Here is an 18539-nt window from a genome sequence, read left to right as displayed (position 1 = left end):
CGGCATACCCTAAATTCCCGTTCCGTTGGCTGTACGGGGTGCGTATCGCATTCATGATAGTGAGCCTGGGGACGTCTGTGTGGGGTCTATATAACTACGTGGAGTTTATGGCTAAGTATGGATTCGAGTATTGGGATGCAGAAGATTTTCTGCACTTAGCGTTGACATGTGCATTTCTGGCATATTATGGCCTTCAAATACTCGCCGGTATCTTCTATCTCAGGTCTAAAGCGCTGGGATTTATTCTGAGCATCAATATTATTGGTCTGATCCTTCAAGCTCTAGAAATAGCAACGCTAATTGAGGTGATCACCCATATGGATGACTTCTTCCAGTACGCCAATGGCTTGGCGTACCTCTACTGGGCTCTCTATTTCATAGACGTAGCTCTCTGCATTGTCTTTATCGTCATGGTGAGTCAAGAATATTCCCGCCGCCGGACGAATAGTACGGTTTGGGCTCAGGGAGCACAAGCGCAAACCTCACAATCTCAGCATGCACAGACTCAGAATCCGCCGGATCCTCTAATGTAGCCGGTAGCCAGTTGTGAAAACATATGAGAGTGCCCCAGACTCTTTATCAAGGAGTCCGGGGCACTCGCATCTAAACATATTCAGGGCGGGAACTACTCGTGCGGGGATGCGCGCTTTAGCCGCCGCATCCGCAGCCACCGCATCCGCATCCGCCGGATTTGGTGGCGACTGAACCCTCAGAGGGAATGCCATCGCCGGTGTCGCCGCCCATGAGGTTCACGCGGTTACCAATATCGGGACCACCTACCACCTGGGGCTTTTTACCGGCGAGGGTCGCCGCGAAACCGGCGGGTTCGCGCAGAGCACCGGGTGCCAAATCGGGAATGGGAGTGAAGCCTGAGGAACCGCTCGGGCCGCATGCCGCCGCAGCCGCATTCGCCTTCGGCTTTTTGACCTTGTGGGCTTTCGAGAAGCGCGTAATCTGCTCGGCGGTCGGGTACATAAACGAGACCTTGACCTCGCCATTGACGAGCATAATCGGCAGAACGTCGGCACCGCTCATCGCAATCTGCTCGGCGACGGGCTCGCATTCCTCAAATGCTGAAGGGTAACTATCGGTTGAGTAAACCTCAATATCTACCCCCGAATCGAGTGCTTCCTGCGCAGCGCCCAAAAAGAGGGTTCGTTCCATATCGTTAGGGTCCTCAGGATTCTCGCCCGGACCCGGAATGAAAACCTCAAGGATGGTGCCGGCTAGTTCTTCGGTTTGCTCACTCATGCGGGAACACTTTCTCGTTGTTAGGGTTCAAGCCTTCAATATGCTCTAAGTGTACTCGTGTTTACCCTATGCAGGGAGGGCTTACAAAAATACTGAGCGATCGGCGAAATCCTCCAGAGCTCTAGTGCTGTGTCTGCCGCCTGATTGAGCGACTGCATCATGAAATATACTCTGGAAATTCGGCATATTATGCAGGCTGGGAATATTTTTTCAAAATCCCTCGACCTGTGGTGGACACAGTAACAAAAACCTGACGAGTACGGTATTCTAAAGGGAAAATACATGTATTTGCCTGTGTCGTTACACAAACGACATCTTTCGGGTGTTTACTACATCAAAGGAGATCTTATGTTTGGTTTCGGGAAGAAAAAAGCAGCGGCACCGACGGAATCGACCGCAACCGCTGATATTTATGTGGCACCGGTGACGGGAGAGTACCTTCCGCTGTCTGAAGTTTCTGACCCCGTATTTTCGCAGGGTGTCATGGGGGATGGCTACGCCGTTAACCCTACATCGAATATGATCGTTGCCCCTGCGGCAGGTACGATCGCCTTGATTCAAGACACCATGCATGCCTTTATGCTGCGCACCGATAACGGCGGCGAGGTGCTGGTGCATATCGGTATCGATACTGTAGATCTCAATGGCGAAGGCTTTACCTCGCACGCTAAGGTGGGCGATAAGGTTGAGGCGGGCGCCCCCATTATTGAGGTTGATTGGGAGGCCATTAAGGATCGTATTCCCTCCAAGGAGACGATGGTGATGGTGACCAACACCCCCAAATTCAATATTGTGAAGGACTCCGAAGAGCGCCGCACCGTCAACGCGGGCGATCACGTGGCGGAAGCGACCAAGAAGTAGAAGACGCGTAGAGCCTTGTGATGCTTCGACAGGGCAGAAGGCGCTGGTTTTCTCGCTCTGTCTGGCACGATGCTCCGGCTTTACGCAGCCTCGCTTTACGTGAGGTCTTGTGCCGCAGCTGCCGACGAGCAGACCTCACGAAAGAGGTTTTCTCATATGGTTTCACCGATTTTCGGTGGAACCATATTTTTTTAACAAAAACTTTTTAACGGGCAAAAGATATTGTCTCGAAGAAATAGGCGTGGGAAAATATTTGACAAAGATAAATTTTCTCGCTCAAGCAAAAGTGATTTACAGGTAAAAAATAGTTATGCTATTTATGTGACGCGTCAAGAAAATGTTTTTTAACGCATCCGCCTATTCATTCACTCAGCAACATATAGTATTTGGGAGTTCATACCCATGAGCCTTTCTTCGCAGAAACTCAACCGACGTACCGTTCTTGGCGCCACCACGCTTGGCGCTGCCGCCGCTATGATGCCCGTGGTGGGCGCATCCGCAGCAGAGGCGAGAATTCAAGGAAGTCTTCCCGGCGAGAAGGAACAGCCTGTCAATGATGAACAGCAGCCTATCCTCGATGAAGATATTGAATTTGACCCGGAACATGCGGCCTGGACCTTTCTTAGACAAAAAGAATTCTTTGTAGCACATCGTGGTTCGGGCGATATTAATCCCGAACACACCGCATACGCATATACTCAAACTGCAAGAAATGCCGATGCTATCGAAATTTCTTTGCGAACCACGGCTGATAATATTCCCGTTTGCATTCATGATGAATCGCTGATGCGCGTTACCGGACTTAATCGCAAAGTACGTGATCTTACCCTGCAAAAACTGCGTGGCGTTTACGTCAATATGCGCAAGACTCTCGGTGAAGGTACACCGCTGGAGCAGATTCCCACATTTGAAGAGGCCGTGGATGCGATCAACAACGCCCCCACCGGCAAGCGCCTTCCCCTCTTCATCGAAGCGAAAGACTGGCGCGCACAGGGTCATCTGTTGAAAGCTATCAAAGAACGCGGGCTGGCGCATCGTGTAGTGATCAAGATGTACCGCGACGGTCACGGCGGTTTCAACCCCAACTCAAAGTATCTGGCCCAAGCGAAAGCCGCGGGCTGCCAGACCTGGTGCTACTTCGACGCCAACGACAGCCTTGAAGGAATCCGTCAGCTGGCGGGATCCAACAACGTGGATGCGCTCGGCGTGCCCTACTTTGAATCCGTGCGCGGTCCCGGGTACGGTTCCATGGCGGATGATAAGGTGCGTGCCATTGTCGGCTTCGGCAAGCCCGTGATTGTTTGGGAGGTGCACCGCCGAAGCACCTACGAACACTACAAGAGCCTGGGCGTGCGCGGGTTTATGAGCCCCGACCCGTCATGGGTGTGCGGGTGGAAAAAACAGGCCACGATCAACGTTGAGAGCGGCCGTCGGGAGCACGGCATGCTGCCCTCTAGCATCACCAACGCCCAGGATTATCCCGACTTCACCCGCGGGGCAATCGTGCACCGGCAGAATTACGACGAATCCTTGCTGCTGGGGCCGCTCGCTGCTGCCACTGACAGGGAACAGTACACCCTCGAATTCGCTATGCACTGGGATAAGAAACTGCCCACAACCACCTGGAATTACGGGTACATGGCGTTCGGCCGCAGCCACGACGGTCCGCTCGGTATCGCCGGGAAGTTCCGGGGTGCATCCGAGGACGGCTGCTATGTGCTCGCTCTTCGCCCCGGCGCGAAGGTTCGGGACGAGCACGGCAAATACCGGACGGGCGATCTTGCACAGCTGATTCGTCTTGACGGCGGGCCGGGTGCGTCTCGCGAAGGTAAGGTTCTGCACACCATGAACTTGAAAAAGCCTATCAAGCCCAACGAGAGCATCGAAGGCAAAATTGTGGTGAAGGGCAAGTACTTCTACTTTGTGATCAACGGCCAGTATTCCGCGCAGATTCACGATAGCGCCTACCGCGGCCCCTACGTGCATTTCGGCCGCTACCACGGCAATGCAACCGGCGGTCCGCTCGTGCTCACCCGCGCACTCGCCCGTGAGTCTTGGGCATAAGCCTTTGAACCAGGCTGCCCGGGCGGCTTATCCACCCGGAAAACTATATGGATAAGCCGCCGCAGGTTCGCCCAGAAGAAACTGGTCAGTGCACAAATACCGTTCGACGTCAGGTACAGGTTTCCGTAGCAATTCGGGCGGGGTTAAGGCGATGCTGATCTAGGTGCTACTCTAGGGGCATGACAACTTCATTCACCGATAAAAAAGCTGTAACGCCTGTGAGCCCCGAAGTTCGGGACGCATGGTTTAAATGGCAACTCACTCCACCCGTTCCCACCTCCTGGGAATTGCCCGAAGAAGCACGAGAAGACTTTGAAGATGCAATTATGCTCCTGCTCCTCACCGGCGAGGATGCCAGCGAATATGCGGATTACCTCAACGACTGTCTCGAAGAATTTCTAGGCGAATCGCAGGTCAAAGGCGACTTCTACCACGATATTGAACAATACGCGCAGAAAGTCGTGAAGGAACGTCGTGCGCTCGCCGAGCGTTTGGGCGTTACGGGCGATTCTGGCAACTTGGCTGCGGCTTTCGCTGATTTGGAGGCGCACGGCGTGCTTGCGCGCGGTAAGTTTGCGTGCTGCGGAACCTGCGCCAGTGCCGACATCTGGGAGGAGCGCGAGGGCTCTGACCGATGGAAGGGCTATATCTACTATCACCAGCAGGATGCCGAGAATCTGGCGGAAAGCGGGAGCACCTACATTGGCTTCGGCTCGTTTGAGGCGTACCCCTCCGATGAAGAGGCATGGAAGAAACTCAGCGATGAACAGCGCGCGGCCGTCACCCGCAAACATGAGGAACTATCACTCGCACTGATGCTTGACACCGTGATCCCCACGCTGGAACGCTACGGCATTAAGGTGACCTGGAACGGTAGCTACGATACCCGCCCGCGCCTCGATAACGTTGAGGTCTACGAGATTCCGTAAGCTATAAAACCGTGCGTGCGGTCCGCCGGAGGAGTCGCGCGTGAGTTGAGGGGCGCATCCTGTATGTTATACGGGATGCGCCCCTATGTTTTGTCTTTTTCTACTGGTGCTCGCGGGGAGGTTATTCGGGCAGCAGGCTCAGTGCAATCTGGAAGAGGTGCTCACGGTTGGTCGAGGGTGACAGGGTTGAGCGCACCATGAACCCCTGGAAAGTGAGGATGAGCGCATCCGCTGTGTCGTTGACGAAGGCTTGAAGTTCGTCGGCAGAAGGTTTGCGTTTATTCTCTGCTTCAAGATACCGCTGACCCCAGGGGGTGAGTGATTGAGCGACGATATCGTGCAGGGTGGTAAAAAGCGTGTTGGTGGATTCTTGCACCTCGGGAACGGTAAACGATTCCAGACGGATGCGCAGCATCGAGGTGAAGTTCGCTTCGACGGTTGAGGTGGTGAAGATCATGCGCATAATATCGCGCGGGGAGGGGTCTTTGAGTTCACCGTAAGCTGCAGCGATCATATCGATACGCTGTTGAACAGTGGCGTAAAGAATGTCGCCTTTGCCGCTGAAGTGCGAGTAAATGGAACCCGAAGAAAGTCCGGATTCTCTGATGATGTCCGTCATAGAGGTGTGGGTGTACCCCTTGGCGGTAAAACACGTGAAGGCGGCGTCGATAATTTGGCGTCGACGTGCCTGTTTAGTGGCTTCGGTCAGACGTGGCATGCCTTAAGACTATACCTTTTCGAAGAGTTTGCGCTAGATAAAAATAGAATGAATATTCTCTGTTGTGACATTATAAACAAAATGATTATTGTGTTTGCATCCGGTCTTTATTCAGAGTAGAGTCTTACGTGTTGATAAACAAAACATATATTTTGTTTGGAGAGTTTCATGGCACGCACAACCGAGGCGATCACGCCCTCATCCTGGCGCAAGGTTATCGCCATCGCCACGCTGACATCCGTCATTGTCAGCATCGTGATTCTTGCCTTCACCTGGCCTACTAAAGCCATGGAGGCGAAAAACCTGCCCGTCTCCATCGCGGGACCGGAAGCAGCCGTCAGCCAATTCGAACAAGGACTCAAAGATCGAGGAATCGAAACCTTCGAGTTCAAACAGGCATCCTCGCGCGAAGACGCCGAACGGCAGATCAAAGAACGCGAAACCTACGGCGCGATCGTCTTCACCGAAGGCGCAGCACCCGAAGTCATGACCGCGCCCGCCGCAAACGCATCCGCAAACCAGATGCTCACCGGCGTAGCCCAGCAGATGAACGCTCAGGTACAGCAGAAAGCCACCGCAGCCAAAACCCAGGCGCTGCAGAAAGCCGTACAGGCAGGCGGTGAACAAGGAGCCATCGCTGCCCAGCAGCTCGAACAGCTGAAAACCGAACAGGAAAAACTGCAGCAGGCGCAGGTTAAAACCACCGCAGTTGTGCCGCTCGGCGAGGGCGATCCCAACGGTATGGGCCTGGCGGTTGCCGCATTCCCGCTTGTTATGGGCGGTATGCTTGGCGGGGTTCTCAGTATCTCTCTTGTCAAAGGAACCGTGCGACGCTTCGCGACTGCAGGACTCTACGGGGTTATCGGCGGACTCTTCATGACCCTTATTCTGGGCACCTGGTTCGGGTTTGTTCCCGGCGATTTCGGGGCGCTTTGGGCGACCTTCGGCGTGACCGTTTTCGCGACGGCCTCCTTCATGATCGGAATGTCCGTGCTATTTGTTGATGCCGCCGGTATCGGCCTTGGCGCCGTGCTCTCCATGTTCGTGGGTAACCCGCTCTCCGGGGCAAGCATGCCGTGGCAGTTTATCCCCGCACCCTGGGGCGCCCTCGGGCAGCTGATGGTGCCGGGTGCATCCAACACGTTGCTGCGGAATATCGCCTATTTCCCGGATGCTTCAAACTCCCTGCAATGGGCTGTGCTGTTGGGCTGGGCAGGGTTCGGCCTTCTCGCTGGGGCGATCGGCTGGGCGTGGAAGGAACGCCGAGCAACTCACATGAGCGCAGAGGATGATACCGCGAGCGTCGGTGCGAAAACCGAGACGAAGACCGAGCAGAATGCGGATGTGCCGGATAACGTGGAGATTCCCTGGAAAGCGGCAAATATATAGCGACCTCGCCCCCAAGTAGATCCGCGAGCAGATAGTATTTTCAAAATACTATCTGCTCGCGCCGCATGGGGGAGGTTCCTAGAATGGGAAGTATGAGCGAAGAGATCACCAGCGCCCGCATCGACGTCTGGCTGTGGTCGGTGCGCATCTTCAAAACCCGCGCGCTCGCAGCCGACGAATGCAAAGGCGGGCACGTGCGCGTGAACGATGCATCCGCAAAACCCTCGCAAAAACTCAAACGGGGCGACATCGTGCGGGTGCGCTACCCCGGCTGGGAGCGCGTGTTTAAGGTCGAAAAACTCATCACCAAACGGGTGGGCGCGCCGATCGCCGTCACCTGTTACGAAGACCTCTCGGGGCCGCGCCCCGCGCACCTGTCGATGCCGCCGGTCGCCAAACGTGAACGCGGAACCGGGCGACCCACCAAGAAAGAACGCCGTGCCCTAGACGAACTGCGGGGGCGAAAAGGCTAACCCAGTTCCGCTTTCTCTCACCCCGCGATCGTCGTTAAGACCCGCGAGCAGGTAGGATTTGGCCGAACAGGTAAGATTTTCCTACCTGCTCGAACCAAAAACCACCTGCTCGCGGAATAAGAAGCGGTCATAGCGTGAGACAGATAAACACATCGCTGACGTGCCATCTTTGCGGGAGTAGGCTGTACCTATGAGCAACAAGGCCTCAGAACCCAACACATCAGGCGCCGCGAACACAGCCGACGGCACCGCCAGCACGCACGAACCCCAAAACCTGCTGGATGCGACCCCGCGCACCGGCAGCATCCCCCTTCACCTGGGGGAAGGCGGCGCGGACTCTGGGAAAACTCAACCCGAAAAATCGCTCAACAGGCGGATTCTGGCGCTCGCTGTACCCGCCTTCGGCGCGCTGATTGCCGAGCCGCTGTTCGTGCTCGCCGATTCCGCACTCGTGGGGCAGCTGGGCACCGAAACCCTGGCGGGCATGAGCATTGCGGCAACCCTCATCACAACCGTGGTGGGGCTCATGAACTTCCTCGCATACTCGGTGACCCCGGCGGTTGCGCGCGCGTTCGGGGCGCATCGGCTGGCGCACGCCTACCGCATCGGCGTGGACGGCGTGTGGGTTGCGCTCGGGCTCGGCCTGCTCATTATGGGTGTGGGTTATATCTTTGCCGACCCTGCGCTGCGCGGCATGGGCGCGAACGACGCAACCATCGGTTATGCGCGCGACTACCTGCACCATTCGCTGTGGGGCATTCCGCCCATGATGATGATTTTGGCGCTCATGGGCACCCTGCGTGGGCTGCAAGATACCGTGACCCCGCTTAAAGTTGCGGGTGTGGGCACCGTGGCGAATGTGGCGCTGAACTGGGTGCTGATATACCCGGTCGGCTGGGGCGTGGCCGGTTCGGCGACGGGCACATCGCTCACGCAGTGGGGCATGGCGCTCGCACTCGGTATATTTATTCATCTTAAGATGCGCCCGCAGGGTGTGAATTGGCGACCCGATATTGCGGGGATGCGCGGCGTGCTATCCCTCGGGTCCTGGCTGATGCTGCGCACCCTCTCGATGCGCCTGGCGCTGCTGTCTACCGTATTTGTGGTGGCTCGCCTGGGCGACGAACAGACGGCGGCATATCAGCTGGGCATGAGCGTGTTCAATCTGCTGCTCTTCGCCCTGGATTCCCTTGCAATTGCGGCGCAGGCGCTGCTGGGTAAGGAACTTGGGGAACGCGATCTGACGGCTGAATCCGGGCGTGCGAAAGTGCGTGAGCTTAAGAATCGCCTGGTGCGTATGAGTCTGGTGTACGGGGTTGTTACCGGCGTTGTTGCACCCGTGATTGGCTTCTTCGGAAACTGGATTTTCACGCAGGATGCGCCCGTCGCCACCCTCTTCGCATGGGCTACCCTCGTGATTGGCGTGGGGCAGCCAATAGCCGCATATGTATTCGTTCTTGACGGTATCCTCATGGGTGCTCAGGACGTGAAATACCTGGCAATTGGCTCATTTGTGATGCTGGTTGTTTATGCGCCCGTCATTTTCGGGATCCACTGGGCGGTTTCCGGTGGCCTGCTGAGTGCCACGGTGGGGTATCTGGGGCTGTGGGCAGCATACATCCTGTGGTACCAGGGCGTGCGGGCGTTCATCTTCGGCCGCCGCGCCGCCTCGGACGTATGGATTAAAGCTTAATTTTCCGGGGTTTACGCAGAATTCAGGCGTTGAGGACAAGTGTTTTCACGGTCTTTTAGCTTACGCATCGCGTTGAGGCATCTACTGGTGGCCCACGGCATCTATGTGCGAACGGACTATACCCTTAGTGGTATGTGTGCCCCTGAAACGGAGACGGTTCTGCGATGTGCATTGTCAGAGAAGGGACTGTATTCGCACCCTCACCTGAGGCTGGGGTTTGGAGTCTGACCCCGAAGCGCCGCTCTCTCGACTTGCTTGCGACAGTGAGCGCAGAACCGCTTCTTGAACATCACGGACAATTTCTTTGACCGTACGGGAGCCGTCGATTCCAATCTCGATAATGACCTTCTGCGCGCCCGACTCGATGATGACCCCGAATCGGGCGGCTGCAGGGTCGCCGCTCATACGGCTGCCAATGGCTTTCAGCGTGGAGCCGATCCCCGGTTCAATGCCGCGCACTCCGGGAACGGCAGTGACTACATGAGTCAATTCGGCTGCTGAGAGGTTAATCGTCATCGTGCAGATCCTCAATATGAATATTGACGGTTGGGGATAACTCTAGGTTCTCATAACACGCCTGGCGCACCGCATCACGAACCTGTTGAGCAAGTTGGGGGAGGCTACTGGTTGTGACGTGTGCAGAGATACGGCAGAAGATCGTATCCGGTATTCCCAGCTCTCGCTGACCTTCGGGGGGTGGGGCATGTTTGAAGGAAGACTTGAGTGCGCGAGCTCCGGGTACGGAGTCTACACTGCGTCGCACTAGGGCGCGTAGGGAGAACTCGGACATACTATATGGCCCTAAGTCGGTCGGCGGCATCTCTACCTGGGCACCGTGGCGCGTTTCGGCGAGTACCGCATCCATAATATGGCGCTGAGGCATCACCGATGCGCTCGACTGTGCTTCCAATGTGTCCCAGGTCTTGTGGAGTGAAGCGATTAGACGCAGATACTCCCGTGTGGAGGCTTCGTCAAGCTCATAAGACTGAGCCGACTGTGTGGGCTGCGGTTCTGCGTGTGGGATGCGGGTGGTGGAACTCATTCCCACTCCTTCATATGGCGCATGACGAGGGAGCGGGCGCGTGCCAGCCTCCCCCGGACTGTGGATTCGGTTAGGTTCAGGGTTTGGGATATCTCCTCGTAGGACATGTCATCAACCTCTCGAAGCACCCAGACGATACGCAGCTCTTCAGGAGCGGATGCCAACAGCTTGGCTAATGCTTCTATCTGGGCGTTTACCTCACTGGACTGTGCCGGATCGTCGGTCGCTGTCGACGTTGTGTTAGGTAGGACGCTCGCGCTCTCAAGACCCTCTGAATCGTAAGGGTCAGTGGCTCGGCGCTGAAGTTGACGAATAGTGCTGGTGGCCTTATTAGTGCAGATGCGCATGAGCCAGCCCCGGAAGGCATCAGGATCCCGAAGCAGATGAAGACTCCGCCACGCCTGGACAAGGGTCTCTTGGACGATGTCCTCACTATCGTGGCGGTTACGCACGATCATGTAGGCAGTGCGAAACAGGCGTCCCTGATAACGTTCGACGAGCTTTCCGAAAGCGTCAATGTCACCATCCTGGGCTCGCAGTACCAGGTACCTGTCTTTGCCCTGAGACGCAGCGCTCGGATGAGGCACATGCTCGGTGGGCGGACCGGTGGACTGCCCTGCATTGCTGCGCTTTTCATCGGTCATGGTTATCAGAACCGCCGCTCTCTAATGAGTGTTTGCCAGCCACAGTGTGGGCTGCACTCTGGGGTTTGGTGGCTTGTTCTAGACGCAGCAGTACGTCGATCTGACGAGCATGCTTTCCCAGAGAGGAACTAACGTCGTGGTCAAGTCGGTTCCTGAGCTCGCTCACGGTCCATGCAACCTCGCTGTTCTCTGCTACGGTGACGGTTGCCTGCACCCACAGGTTGCTGGGTGAACCGGTGACCCATACTGAGCACCGCTGAACCCCAGGAACGTCTTCGGCTCGCTCAGACAGCGCTTGGGCTATGACATCGGGGCTGAGTGTGGCCAGAAGTGTGCCGTCGGATCCTGTCAGGCGCAAGGGGGACGCGGCAGCCTTACGGGGTACCTGCTTAATGAGCAGAACCAAGCCAAACGCGACGAGAAGAATCGACCCGAGGACGGCGGCTGGCAACAGCCAGTGTGCCTGAGGTCCGACCCAGGTATCGACCCGGGTATCAGCTTTGGCGAGGACCGAGCTAAGCGCGGGCCATGACTGACCCACACCCATGCCGGAAGCCATAAGCCAGAGGGCTATCGCCGCGATGAGCAAACCGCTTACCGCAAGGACTATCCTATTGAGAATTCCAGATACCGAACGCATGGTTTTCTCTCTTTCAGCTCGTGTGCTGGATACGCACTCGGCTGTGTGCGGCTCCGACGGGTTTCAAAGTCTGTATAGCCTGCTCAGCTGCCTTCTGTGCGGCCTGGCGCACAGGTTCGAGGTCATCCAGAACGCTGAACACTGTCACATTCACGCGCGTTCGACGGACTCGAACCCTAGCGCTGTGAACACCATCGACCCGCTCGACATGGGCTTGTACCAGCCTTGCTAGGTCACGGCGTGAAATGGCTGTCTGACCGGGTACGTTATCTGCAAGAACCTCAGTGCGTTCAAAAGCCCCCGGCCACAGGGCAAGAAGAAACATGAACAGACTGCATACGATCACAAAGCAGGCTGCCGCGAGTACCGCTGGCGACCCTATAATCGTGGAGCCGAGCCCGCTGACTGCTGAGGATGTTCCATTCGGCCACGCCCCGTTTAGAAGCCGGTTTCCCAGCGCCCAGATTCCCAGCCCTCCTACGATGAGGAGCAGTAACGCCAGGATAATGACGGGCAAACTCCGCGATGGGCGCCGGATGAGATTTTGTACGGGGGTTTTCATCGCAGAGCCCTCCTTACCTGGTTGTTCGGATTGAGCCAGGAGATCTCAATGTTGATCTTCTCAACCCTCAGCCCGGTGAAGTGCTCGACGCGCTGGCTCACATGCTCACGCACCTGTTGCAGAGTTGAAACCAGTGCTGTAGGGAAGGTAAGGCCGAGATCTAGGTGAAGGACAGCAACCTGACCGTAGAGATCACACTTTGCCTCGGGGCGTGAATGGAAATTTCGACGTGCCCCGATCCCGAGCAGCCCTCCGGCGTTCGAGCCCACATTTGCGCTCTCGTAGGCAGCCTGAGCCGCGATCTGCGCAACAACCTGGGCGGGAATGACGGTGACGCCGCGCTGCTCCTGCCGAGGGACCTCAGACAGAGAGCCCTCGGCACTGACAGCAGCGGGCTGTGTATTGGTCTCCGTCATTACTTCCTCCATCGATTAAGGATGCTTTGGACATCGACCCGGCCCTCTAGGTAAAGACCCACCACCGTTCCAACCAGGCCGCATAGCGCCACCAGGATGAAGTCGGCGAAGGAACCGAAAGCAAGAATTGTTCCCAGGAATAGGCCCACCAAAAGGGCCAGGTGTGTTGTCTTCATAAAAGATCCTCAGATCGGGGGCGTCGGAGTAGATTACTTGAGATCGGCAGAGTCAGCGGAAGTGGAATCGTCGTCGGGCAGGTGAACGTCGGTGACGTCGATATTGACCTCTACTACCTCCAGCCCTGTGGTCCCCTCAATCTGCTCGATAATGTTGCGGCGGATAGCATTGGCTACTTCCACAATGGAGACTCCATATTCGACCACGACGGTGACATCTACGGCTGCCTGGGTCTCGCCCTTCTGGACGCTAATACCGCCAGCAACATTGGTCTGGGCGTTGGGGATGCGGTCGGTCACGGCGCTGAAGGCGCGGCGTACGGCATTGCCCATATCGTACACGCCGGGAACTTCGCGGGTTGCCATGCCAGCAATTTTGGCAACAACATTCTCTTCAATGGTGGTTACACCATGCGAAGTCTGTAGGGGACCACGAGGAGTCTTGTCCTGCTGGGTTTCCTTATTGTTTTCGCGCTCGCGCTGCTGACCGGTTTGGGGAATGGAGTTATCGCTCATGGGAGCCTCATTTCATGTGTTTTCCGCTGCGCGGATTATGATGTTTGATATTTGCGCACGCATCGACGGCTGGGGAGTTCGGGCGCTACCCACGCCCTTTGTCCGTCTTTGCGGTCGATGGTGACGCTACTATAAAGACGCTTGAGACACTGAATTCCTCACGAATCAAAATAGTGATATATACCACTTTATTTTGATGAGCGTGTACACAGCCACGACTGTTACTCATGTTTGCTCGGCTCAGCTGCCTATCGTGCGAGTAGTTCTCATATGCGCCAAAGCGGGCTATGCGGAAGCTGGGAATAGTTTCTGCACAACCCGCTTAGCTTTGTTTCTGCGATGCTGAAGCGACGCAAGAATACGGGTTATTAGTTCTTTTTGCCGGTTACGCTTAGGTATATAGAGATTGCGACAATGGCGGCGATAATGGAGAGGATCCAGCGAATCCAGTCGATACCAGCGGTATCTGCAACGCCGAAGAAGCTCGCGATTCCTCCACCAACGAATGCGCCAACAGCACCCAAGATAACGGTCCACAGTGCCGAGATGTTCTGGTGACCTCGCATGATGAGGCGGGCCAGAGCGCCGATGATAGCGCCGGCAATGATCATTCCGATGAGTCCAAGCATAATTTCTTCCTTTGTGAGTATCCGTCATAGCGCGTGCGCGCCTGAACGGATGATGATAGGGGTCTTAAAAGCGCAGATCGGTGAGGTTCCGCCTGAAAATTCAGCAGCAGCCGGGATTTCAGCTGCCTTTCCTGTCACATATTGCGTGATTCGACGGGGCTGTTATCGCCTGCCGTCGTCTCTCAAGCCTACGGCGCTGATATAAAGACGCCATGAGTGCGCAGATCCTCACGTACTTAATAAGTGTTTTGCATCACCCTTAGTGTGAAGGGTGATCTTACATCCTTTTGTTCTGACTCTTGCCTCCTGATGCCGTAGGGCAGGGAGGGTGGGGCGCTGGCAGATGGGCTTTTGGTCGGCATGGACTTGATCGGTGCAGCAATAAATAAAAAATCTTATTCTTGAGCATCCACTTTAATAATAAATTCGTGAATGCTGTTGTAAATTTTTAAATACATTATGGGAGTGAGGGGGTTTTATTAATAAATCCGGGGAAATTCCTCAGAATTGAATGAGAGTAGGCTGACAAAAATCTAAAAAAGGTTGTTTTGACGAATGTTCTGGAATTACATTAAAAATACCTCATGAATTCACGGATAAGTGATCATGAGGAAGTATCTTATATATCTATTTTTTGGGTTTTTCTGCATTATTAAATGCGAGGAGGTGGTGCACATACCTTGATGAATCGTGGATAAAAAATACCCAAAACTGTCAGGATTAAGAAAGAAATGAGGCGATACGCTATGAAAAAGTCACTCAAACGAACCCTGGTGGCCGGGGTTGCAGGCGCGGTTCTTGCGGCCGGTGCCGCTATTCCGGCGAATGCTGCATCCAGCACGTCACATCTCATTCCGCCGCGAACTGAGATTGATGCCACGGTCCACGGGCCGGGGTCTAGCTGGTGGTGCCACAGTGTTATTTATGTGTTTTACACTCCCATTAACTATCAGGAGCCCCGGTATGAAACCGTAACGGCGTGCGGGAATGAAACGGTGACAAAACACCTGGTGTCAAACCATACGCAGGTGGCGGTCGCTGGTGAGGAATATCATCTGGCTATTACTGCTTCCCCGCGAGGATAGCGGCAAGATTGATATCCAGATGCGGTCTGCGGCAAATTATTGTATCTGCCGCAGACCGCACTGATGCTGAATTATTTTAAATTTTAGAATGCTTTTTGATCCTAGGATTTAATGTAAAAATATTTTCTTGATGATATATACCGATCATTTTATGGCGGTTCATGCCGACACAGTTTAAATATTTTATAATTCTGAAGATTATGTATTCGGATATGCTTCTTCGAGGAAAGAATAGTCATCCCAGTATCCGCGGTCCCACCACTCGATAAATTCGATGTTTTTACCTTCGCATCCGAGGGTGAGGAAATCCTCGAAGAAAATCAGGCGCTCGGAGAAAATAGAACTGTCGTGCCTCTCGATGCGCATTTTTTCGTGAAATTTGCGCGGTGAAAGTCCCAAGCTCACGCCGTCGAGGGTGTCACCATCCAGGATCTGCAGGGAGAACAGAACAACCTTCCCATCAGCCAATCCAAGATCCACCACGCGTTCGGCGCCACCCAGAGTAACGCGACCCTTGAAACGCTCACACCCGGGGAATGACGAATCATGAAGTTCTTTATTAAATTGTTCATGGTAGTAACCGATAGGCTGTCCGAGTTCCAGCTGGGGCGGGGCCTCAAACTGAAAATCCATATTCTTCACCTTTCCTGAGGGGCCATGAAAATCCTTATAAAGTACCCTCGAAACATACGTAATATACCCAAAGGCGCATTATTTACTGAATGAAGGCGTGCAAAATAATCGGAACCGCTATATATCACCGTGTGCTCGTTCTGGGCTCTGTTAGTAGATCGGAGCGGCATGTAGCTGCTGGATCGCCTCAATAAAACTTCTGGTCCAGCTCCCCCAACTCATCAAGCCAAGACCAGTCGTCAGAGCTGGACTCATGCTTATAGGTCATAAGTTCTCCTTTTTTAGAAGACATATAAAGGTGGGTTGGGATCCTTCACTTCGGCCCGCCAGACTCTAAACCCTACGGTAAACCTCGTCGAAGGGCAGGCGGAAGCGCTCGCCCCAGATGCCGTGGCCGGGTTTGCGAATACCGCAGGCAACCACCATGTTAATCTCGACATTGCGCGGCAGGCCGAGGAGTTTCTTCACGCGATGACTGTCGAAGCCCTCCATCGGGCAGGTATCGTACCCCGCCTCGGTCATCGCGAGCATAAACGTCTGCGCCACCAGGCCGCAGCTCTTGTGCACAACCACGCGATAATCGTGCTCCGAAACCTCACGCATCATCGGAACGAATAGGCCCGCACAATTCGCCATTGCTGCGCGGGATGCGCCCAGCAGACCAAAGCAGCGCGCGTATAGAAGTGGCATAGCCTTGGTGTAGTACATTTCCCAATTCTTGATGCGGTCTTTCTGCTTCTCAGGCGGGCTGTTACGCTCAACGTTGCCGCGCTCAAACTCCAGCGCTGCTTTCGCCCGGCGGCGGTACAAATCCTGGCGTGTTACGAACACCACCATCTGCTGCGCGGTCTTGGCGGCCTGTTGGTGCATGCACGCAGCGGCGAGTTTATTCAGGGTGGCGGGATCAGTCACGTGGTAGAGCTCGTACAGCTGCATATTTGAACTTGTGGGCGCCAGCTGAGCCGCCTGCAAACACTCTTTGACAACATTGGCATCAATGGGCTGGTTCTCGTCGTAGTGGCGCACCGAACGGCGGCGGTTCAGCAAGTCTAGCAGGGACATTATGCGACTCCTTTCCACGGCGGCGTTCCGAAGGCATATAAAACTTGCCTTCACCTTTAAGGCTAGCGTTCGCGGGCGCGAAATTCACGCATAATTTTGGATATTTAAGTGAACGCGATGCCGTATAAAGCCCCTTGTGAGCATAGGTTTTATAGTGGAAAGAAGCAGGCGCAGTATAAGAACGAGGAGGCTCTGTGATACTTCTGAACATTCTTGCCCACGATACCCTCAACGAACAGGCTGATGCGCCCGGCTGGATATTCCCCGTTGTGCTTGCAGTTGTTGTTATTGCGTTCGTGGCTATCGGTGCCGTTATTCTCAAGGGTATTATGCGGGATTCGGGCGATACCTCCCAGCGCGCCGCCCATAAGGCGGAACGCAAAATCGCCACAAAAACCGGAAAGAAACTTGGTCGCACGGCACATGATAAATACCGGGAGCACCGCGAAGAATAGCTGGCCGGTACGAAGAGATCGGGCGGGAACTCAAAGAGAGCAGACTACTTGGCCCACACAACGAGCTCATCGAGCGGCTTGCGCGGCTTCGGGTCGATCTCGCGCGAGCGGTAGCCGAAGGTCGCGGCAACGGATACGCCGTAATCCTCAGGGTCGAGAAGCCCTTCCTCGATAAGGAGCTGGGTGACCGCATCGTAGTCTATGCCTTCAACGGGGCAGGAATCGATGCCGAGCATCGCTGCGCCCGTAAGCATATTCGCCAGCGCAATATAAGTGTTCTTCCTAGTCCACTCGAAAAGGGAACGCTCGTCGTCGGCGATCTTCATATCGTGTACCTGGAACTTTTTGTACCTGTCCAGCGCCATCTGCATCTGGTCTTCGGGAAGATTACGCTTCGCGAGCGCCTGCAGCAGGAAATCGGAATCATAGCGGGCGTTCTTCTTCGCCACAATAATCACCACGTGGCTGGCATCATCGAGCGTGTTTGCCATACCCCAGGCGATAGGCTTGAGCTTTTCGCGCAGCTCTTTATTCTGTATCACAAGGAATTTCCACGGCTCGGAACCAACCGAGCTGGGGGAGAGGCGCCCAAACTCAAGGATTGTGTTAAAGTCTTCGTCGCTGATTGTACGGGCGGGGTCGTAGGAGCGGGTAGAAACGCGACGCTTGAAAATTTCAATTGCTTGTTCACGGGTGAGAATCATGGTTTTCCTTTTCTGTGCTGGGGTTTTATGACGGAATTTAGTATATCGAGCAGGGATGCGCCTCCCGCCGGTTTTTCGCACAGCGTGATTGACTGAGTTGCCCAAAGCGTGCTTTAGATGTGCTCCTACGGCTAACAACATATCGTTTGGACAAACCGCCGCCGATCTTCAGCTGGTTTTTCGGGTGAAAGAGCCCGGTGAGCGGCCTGCACAATTAGAGAGGCTGGAACTGCATCATATGTTTTCCCCTGGGACTCGACGGTTCGGCACTGTTCACCGTGGCACACATCGTCGCAGGTGCTGCTTCCCTGTATCCCACCCACTAGATCTTCCAGGGGTACACCCATAATCCAGATACGATTGGATTCCTCAGGATGAGTCAAGAATTCTTCTTCACTCATTGTACGGATTTCCAGATGAGGCTGAATACCCTGAGGCAAGAGCTCAGCTTTCAATACCTGTAAAGCCTTGCGCAGCTCCTCACCTGTTGTACCGCACCGTGAGCAGGTTTGTTTTTCGGTATTGACAAGGTGCTGCCAGATAATAGGTAGAGTTTTCATCAGTGACTACCTTTCCTTTTGAAACTATAATCTATTC

At 54.9% G+C, this 18539-nt stretch carries 24 protein-coding genes; 9 read left to right on the top strand and 15 right to left on the bottom strand.

Annotated features, from left to right (window positions below):
• A partial coding sequence (locus HMPREF3016_RS06970; RefSeq protein ID WP_070741282.1) for a hypothetical protein occupies positions 1-533 on the top strand: 533 nt, incomplete at its 5' end.
• A gap of 115 nt (positions 534-648) precedes the next feature.
• On the opposite strand, the gene HMPREF3016_RS06965 is transcribed toward HMPREF3016_RS06970, so the two are convergent.
• Complete coding sequence (locus tag HMPREF3016_RS06965) at positions 649-1251, bottom strand: arsenic metallochaperone ArsD family protein (protein WP_048753563.1); 603 nt, start codon at positions 1249-1251, stop codon at positions 649-651.
• A gap of 348 nt (positions 1252-1599) precedes the next feature.
• Here HMPREF3016_RS06965 and HMPREF3016_RS06960 point away from each other — a divergent pair, with 348 nt between their 5' ends.
• The 3 genes from HMPREF3016_RS06960 to HMPREF3016_RS06950 all read left to right on the top strand — a co-directional run bounded on the left by HMPREF3016_RS06960 (position 1600) and on the right by HMPREF3016_RS06950 (position 5105).
• Positions 1600-2112 carry a PTS sugar transporter subunit IIA gene (locus tag HMPREF3016_RS06960; RefSeq protein ID WP_041321625.1) on the top strand — a complete coding sequence of 171 codons (513 nt, stop codon included), beginning with the start codon at positions 1600-1602 and terminating at the stop codon, positions 2110-2112.
• Between the two features lie 402 nt (positions 2113-2514).
• Complete coding sequence (locus tag HMPREF3016_RS06955) at positions 2515-4176, top strand: glycerophosphodiester phosphodiesterase (protein ID WP_070741279.1); 1662 nt, start codon at positions 2515-2517, stop codon at positions 4174-4176.
• Positions 4177-4355: 179 nt separating this feature from the next.
• A complete protein-coding gene (locus HMPREF3016_RS06950) occupies positions 4356-5105 on the top strand; it encodes a DUF6891 domain-containing protein (RefSeq protein ID WP_070741275.1) in 750 nt (249 codons plus the stop codon).
• A gap of 121 nt (positions 5106-5226) precedes the next feature.
• On the opposite strand, the gene HMPREF3016_RS06945 is transcribed toward HMPREF3016_RS06950, so the two are convergent.
• Positions 5227-5823, bottom strand: coding sequence for a TetR/AcrR family transcriptional regulator (locus HMPREF3016_RS06945; protein ID WP_070534678.1), 597 nt, complete (start codon positions 5821-5823; stop codon positions 5227-5229).
• Between the two features lie 168 nt (positions 5824-5991).
• Here HMPREF3016_RS06945 and HMPREF3016_RS06940 point away from each other — a divergent pair, with 168 nt between their 5' ends.
• From HMPREF3016_RS06940 to HMPREF3016_RS06930, 3 genes are all read left to right on the top strand, one after another.
• Positions 5992-7212 carry an ABC transporter permease gene (locus tag HMPREF3016_RS06940; protein WP_070626937.1) on the top strand — a complete coding sequence of 407 codons (1221 nt, stop codon included), beginning with the start codon at positions 5992-5994 and terminating at the stop codon, positions 7210-7212.
• An 83-nt stretch (positions 7213-7295) separates the two neighbouring features.
• Positions 7296-7685, top strand: coding sequence for an RNA-binding S4 domain-containing protein (locus HMPREF3016_RS06935; protein WP_006888382.1), 390 nt, complete (start codon positions 7296-7298; stop codon positions 7683-7685).
• A 190-nt stretch (positions 7686-7875) separates the two neighbouring features.
• Positions 7876-9378 (top strand): MATE family efflux transporter, encoded by a 1503-nt coding sequence (locus HMPREF3016_RS06930; protein ID WP_070741272.1) that lies wholly within the window; start codon positions 7876-7878, stop codon positions 9376-9378.
• A 174-nt stretch (positions 9379-9552) separates the two neighbouring features.
• Here the strand turns inward: HMPREF3016_RS06930 and HMPREF3016_RS06925 are convergent, their stop codons facing one another.
• The 9 genes from HMPREF3016_RS06925 to HMPREF3016_RS06890 all read right to left on the bottom strand — a co-directional run bounded on the left by HMPREF3016_RS06925 (position 9553) and on the right by HMPREF3016_RS06890 (position 14003).
• Positions 9553-9894: a transcriptional regulator gene (locus HMPREF3016_RS06925; protein WP_070534683.1), complete on the bottom strand. Its 342-nt coding sequence runs from the start codon at positions 9892-9894 to the stop codon at positions 9553-9555.
• On the bottom strand, positions 9884-10420 hold the full coding sequence (locus tag HMPREF3016_RS06920; protein WP_048755355.1) for an Asp23/Gls24 family envelope stress response protein: 537 nt from the start codon (positions 10418-10420) through the stop codon (positions 9884-9886). The genes HMPREF3016_RS06925 and HMPREF3016_RS06920 overlap by 11 nt, the downstream gene beginning before the upstream one ends.
• Complete coding sequence (locus HMPREF3016_RS06915) at positions 10417-11064, bottom strand: RNA polymerase sigma factor (protein WP_070534690.1); 648 nt, start codon at positions 11062-11064, stop codon at positions 10417-10419. The genes HMPREF3016_RS06920 and HMPREF3016_RS06915 overlap by 4 nt, the downstream gene beginning before the upstream one ends.
• Complete coding sequence (locus tag HMPREF3016_RS06910; protein WP_048755353.1) at positions 11054-11704, bottom strand: Asp23/Gls24 family envelope stress response protein; 651 nt, start codon at positions 11702-11704, stop codon at positions 11054-11056. Before HMPREF3016_RS06910 ends, HMPREF3016_RS06915 begins: the two co-directional genes overlap by 11 nt.
• 13 nt (positions 11705-11717) lie before the next feature.
• Positions 11718-12266, bottom strand: coding sequence for a DUF6286 domain-containing protein (locus tag HMPREF3016_RS06905; protein WP_048755352.1), 549 nt, complete (start codon positions 12264-12266; stop codon positions 11718-11720).
• Positions 12263-12682, bottom strand: a complete 420-nt coding sequence (locus HMPREF3016_RS06900) for an Asp23/Gls24 family envelope stress response protein (RefSeq protein WP_048755351.1) — start codon at positions 12680-12682, stop codon at positions 12263-12265. The genes HMPREF3016_RS06905 and HMPREF3016_RS06900 overlap by 4 nt, the downstream gene beginning before the upstream one ends.
• On the bottom strand, positions 12682-12858 hold the full coding sequence (locus HMPREF3016_RS11075; RefSeq protein ID WP_004005823.1) for a hypothetical protein: 177 nt from the start codon (positions 12856-12858) through the stop codon (positions 12682-12684). The genes HMPREF3016_RS06900 and HMPREF3016_RS11075 overlap by 1 nt, the downstream gene beginning before the upstream one ends.
• A gap of 33 nt (positions 12859-12891) precedes the next feature.
• Positions 12892-13374: an Asp23/Gls24 family envelope stress response protein gene (locus HMPREF3016_RS06895; RefSeq protein ID WP_004005822.1), complete on the bottom strand. Its 483-nt coding sequence runs from the start codon at positions 13372-13374 to the stop codon at positions 12892-12894.
• A gap of 368 nt (positions 13375-13742) precedes the next feature.
• Positions 13743-14003: a GlsB/YeaQ/YmgE family stress response membrane protein gene (locus HMPREF3016_RS06890; protein WP_037231409.1), complete on the bottom strand. Its 261-nt coding sequence runs from the start codon at positions 14001-14003 to the stop codon at positions 13743-13745.
• Positions 14004-14749: 746 nt separating this feature from the next.
• Here HMPREF3016_RS06890 and HMPREF3016_RS06885 point away from each other — a divergent pair.
• Positions 14750-15088: a hypothetical protein gene (locus HMPREF3016_RS06885; protein ID WP_070741269.1), complete on the top strand. Its 339-nt coding sequence runs from the start codon at positions 14750-14752 to the stop codon at positions 15086-15088.
• Positions 15089-15286: 198 nt separating this feature from the next.
• Here HMPREF3016_RS06885 and HMPREF3016_RS06880 read toward each other — a convergent pair whose 3' ends face one another.
• Both HMPREF3016_RS06880 and HMPREF3016_RS06870 read right to left on the bottom strand, forming a co-directional pair.
• Positions 15287-15721: a hypothetical protein gene (locus HMPREF3016_RS06880; protein ID WP_048753595.1), complete on the bottom strand. Its 435-nt coding sequence runs from the start codon at positions 15719-15721 to the stop codon at positions 15287-15289.
• A 333-nt stretch (positions 15722-16054) separates the two neighbouring features.
• Positions 16055-16783, bottom strand: a complete 729-nt coding sequence (locus HMPREF3016_RS06870; protein ID WP_070741266.1) for a nitroreductase family protein — start codon at positions 16781-16783, stop codon at positions 16055-16057.
• A 194-nt stretch (positions 16784-16977) separates the two neighbouring features.
• Here HMPREF3016_RS06870 and HMPREF3016_RS06865 point away from each other — a divergent pair, with 194 nt between their 5' ends.
• A complete protein-coding gene (locus tag HMPREF3016_RS06865) occupies positions 16978-17238 on the top strand; it encodes a hypothetical protein (protein WP_070534696.1) in 261 nt (86 codons plus the stop codon).
• Positions 17239-17282: 44 nt separating this feature from the next.
• On the opposite strand, the gene HMPREF3016_RS06860 is transcribed toward HMPREF3016_RS06865, so the two are convergent.
• Both HMPREF3016_RS06860 and HMPREF3016_RS06855 read right to left on the bottom strand, forming a co-directional pair.
• The gene (locus tag HMPREF3016_RS06860; protein WP_048753601.1) at positions 17283-17942 is read right to left on the bottom strand and encodes an NAD(P)H-dependent oxidoreductase; all 660 of its coding nucleotides are present in this window, start codon (positions 17940-17942) and stop codon (positions 17283-17285) included.
• Positions 17943-18073: 131 nt separating this feature from the next.
• Positions 18074-18502, bottom strand: a complete 429-nt coding sequence (locus HMPREF3016_RS06855) for a DUF2703 domain-containing protein (protein WP_070741264.1) — start codon at positions 18500-18502, stop codon at positions 18074-18076.
• Between the last annotated feature and the right edge of the window lie 37 nt (positions 18503-18539).

The organism is Rothia sp. HMSC065D02, from assembly GCF_001815285.1.
GTDB classification, from domain to species: domain Bacteria; phylum Actinomycetota; class Actinomycetes; order Actinomycetales; family Micrococcaceae; genus Rothia; species Rothia dentocariosa.
This window is presented reverse-complemented; position numbering and strand designations above follow the sequence as displayed.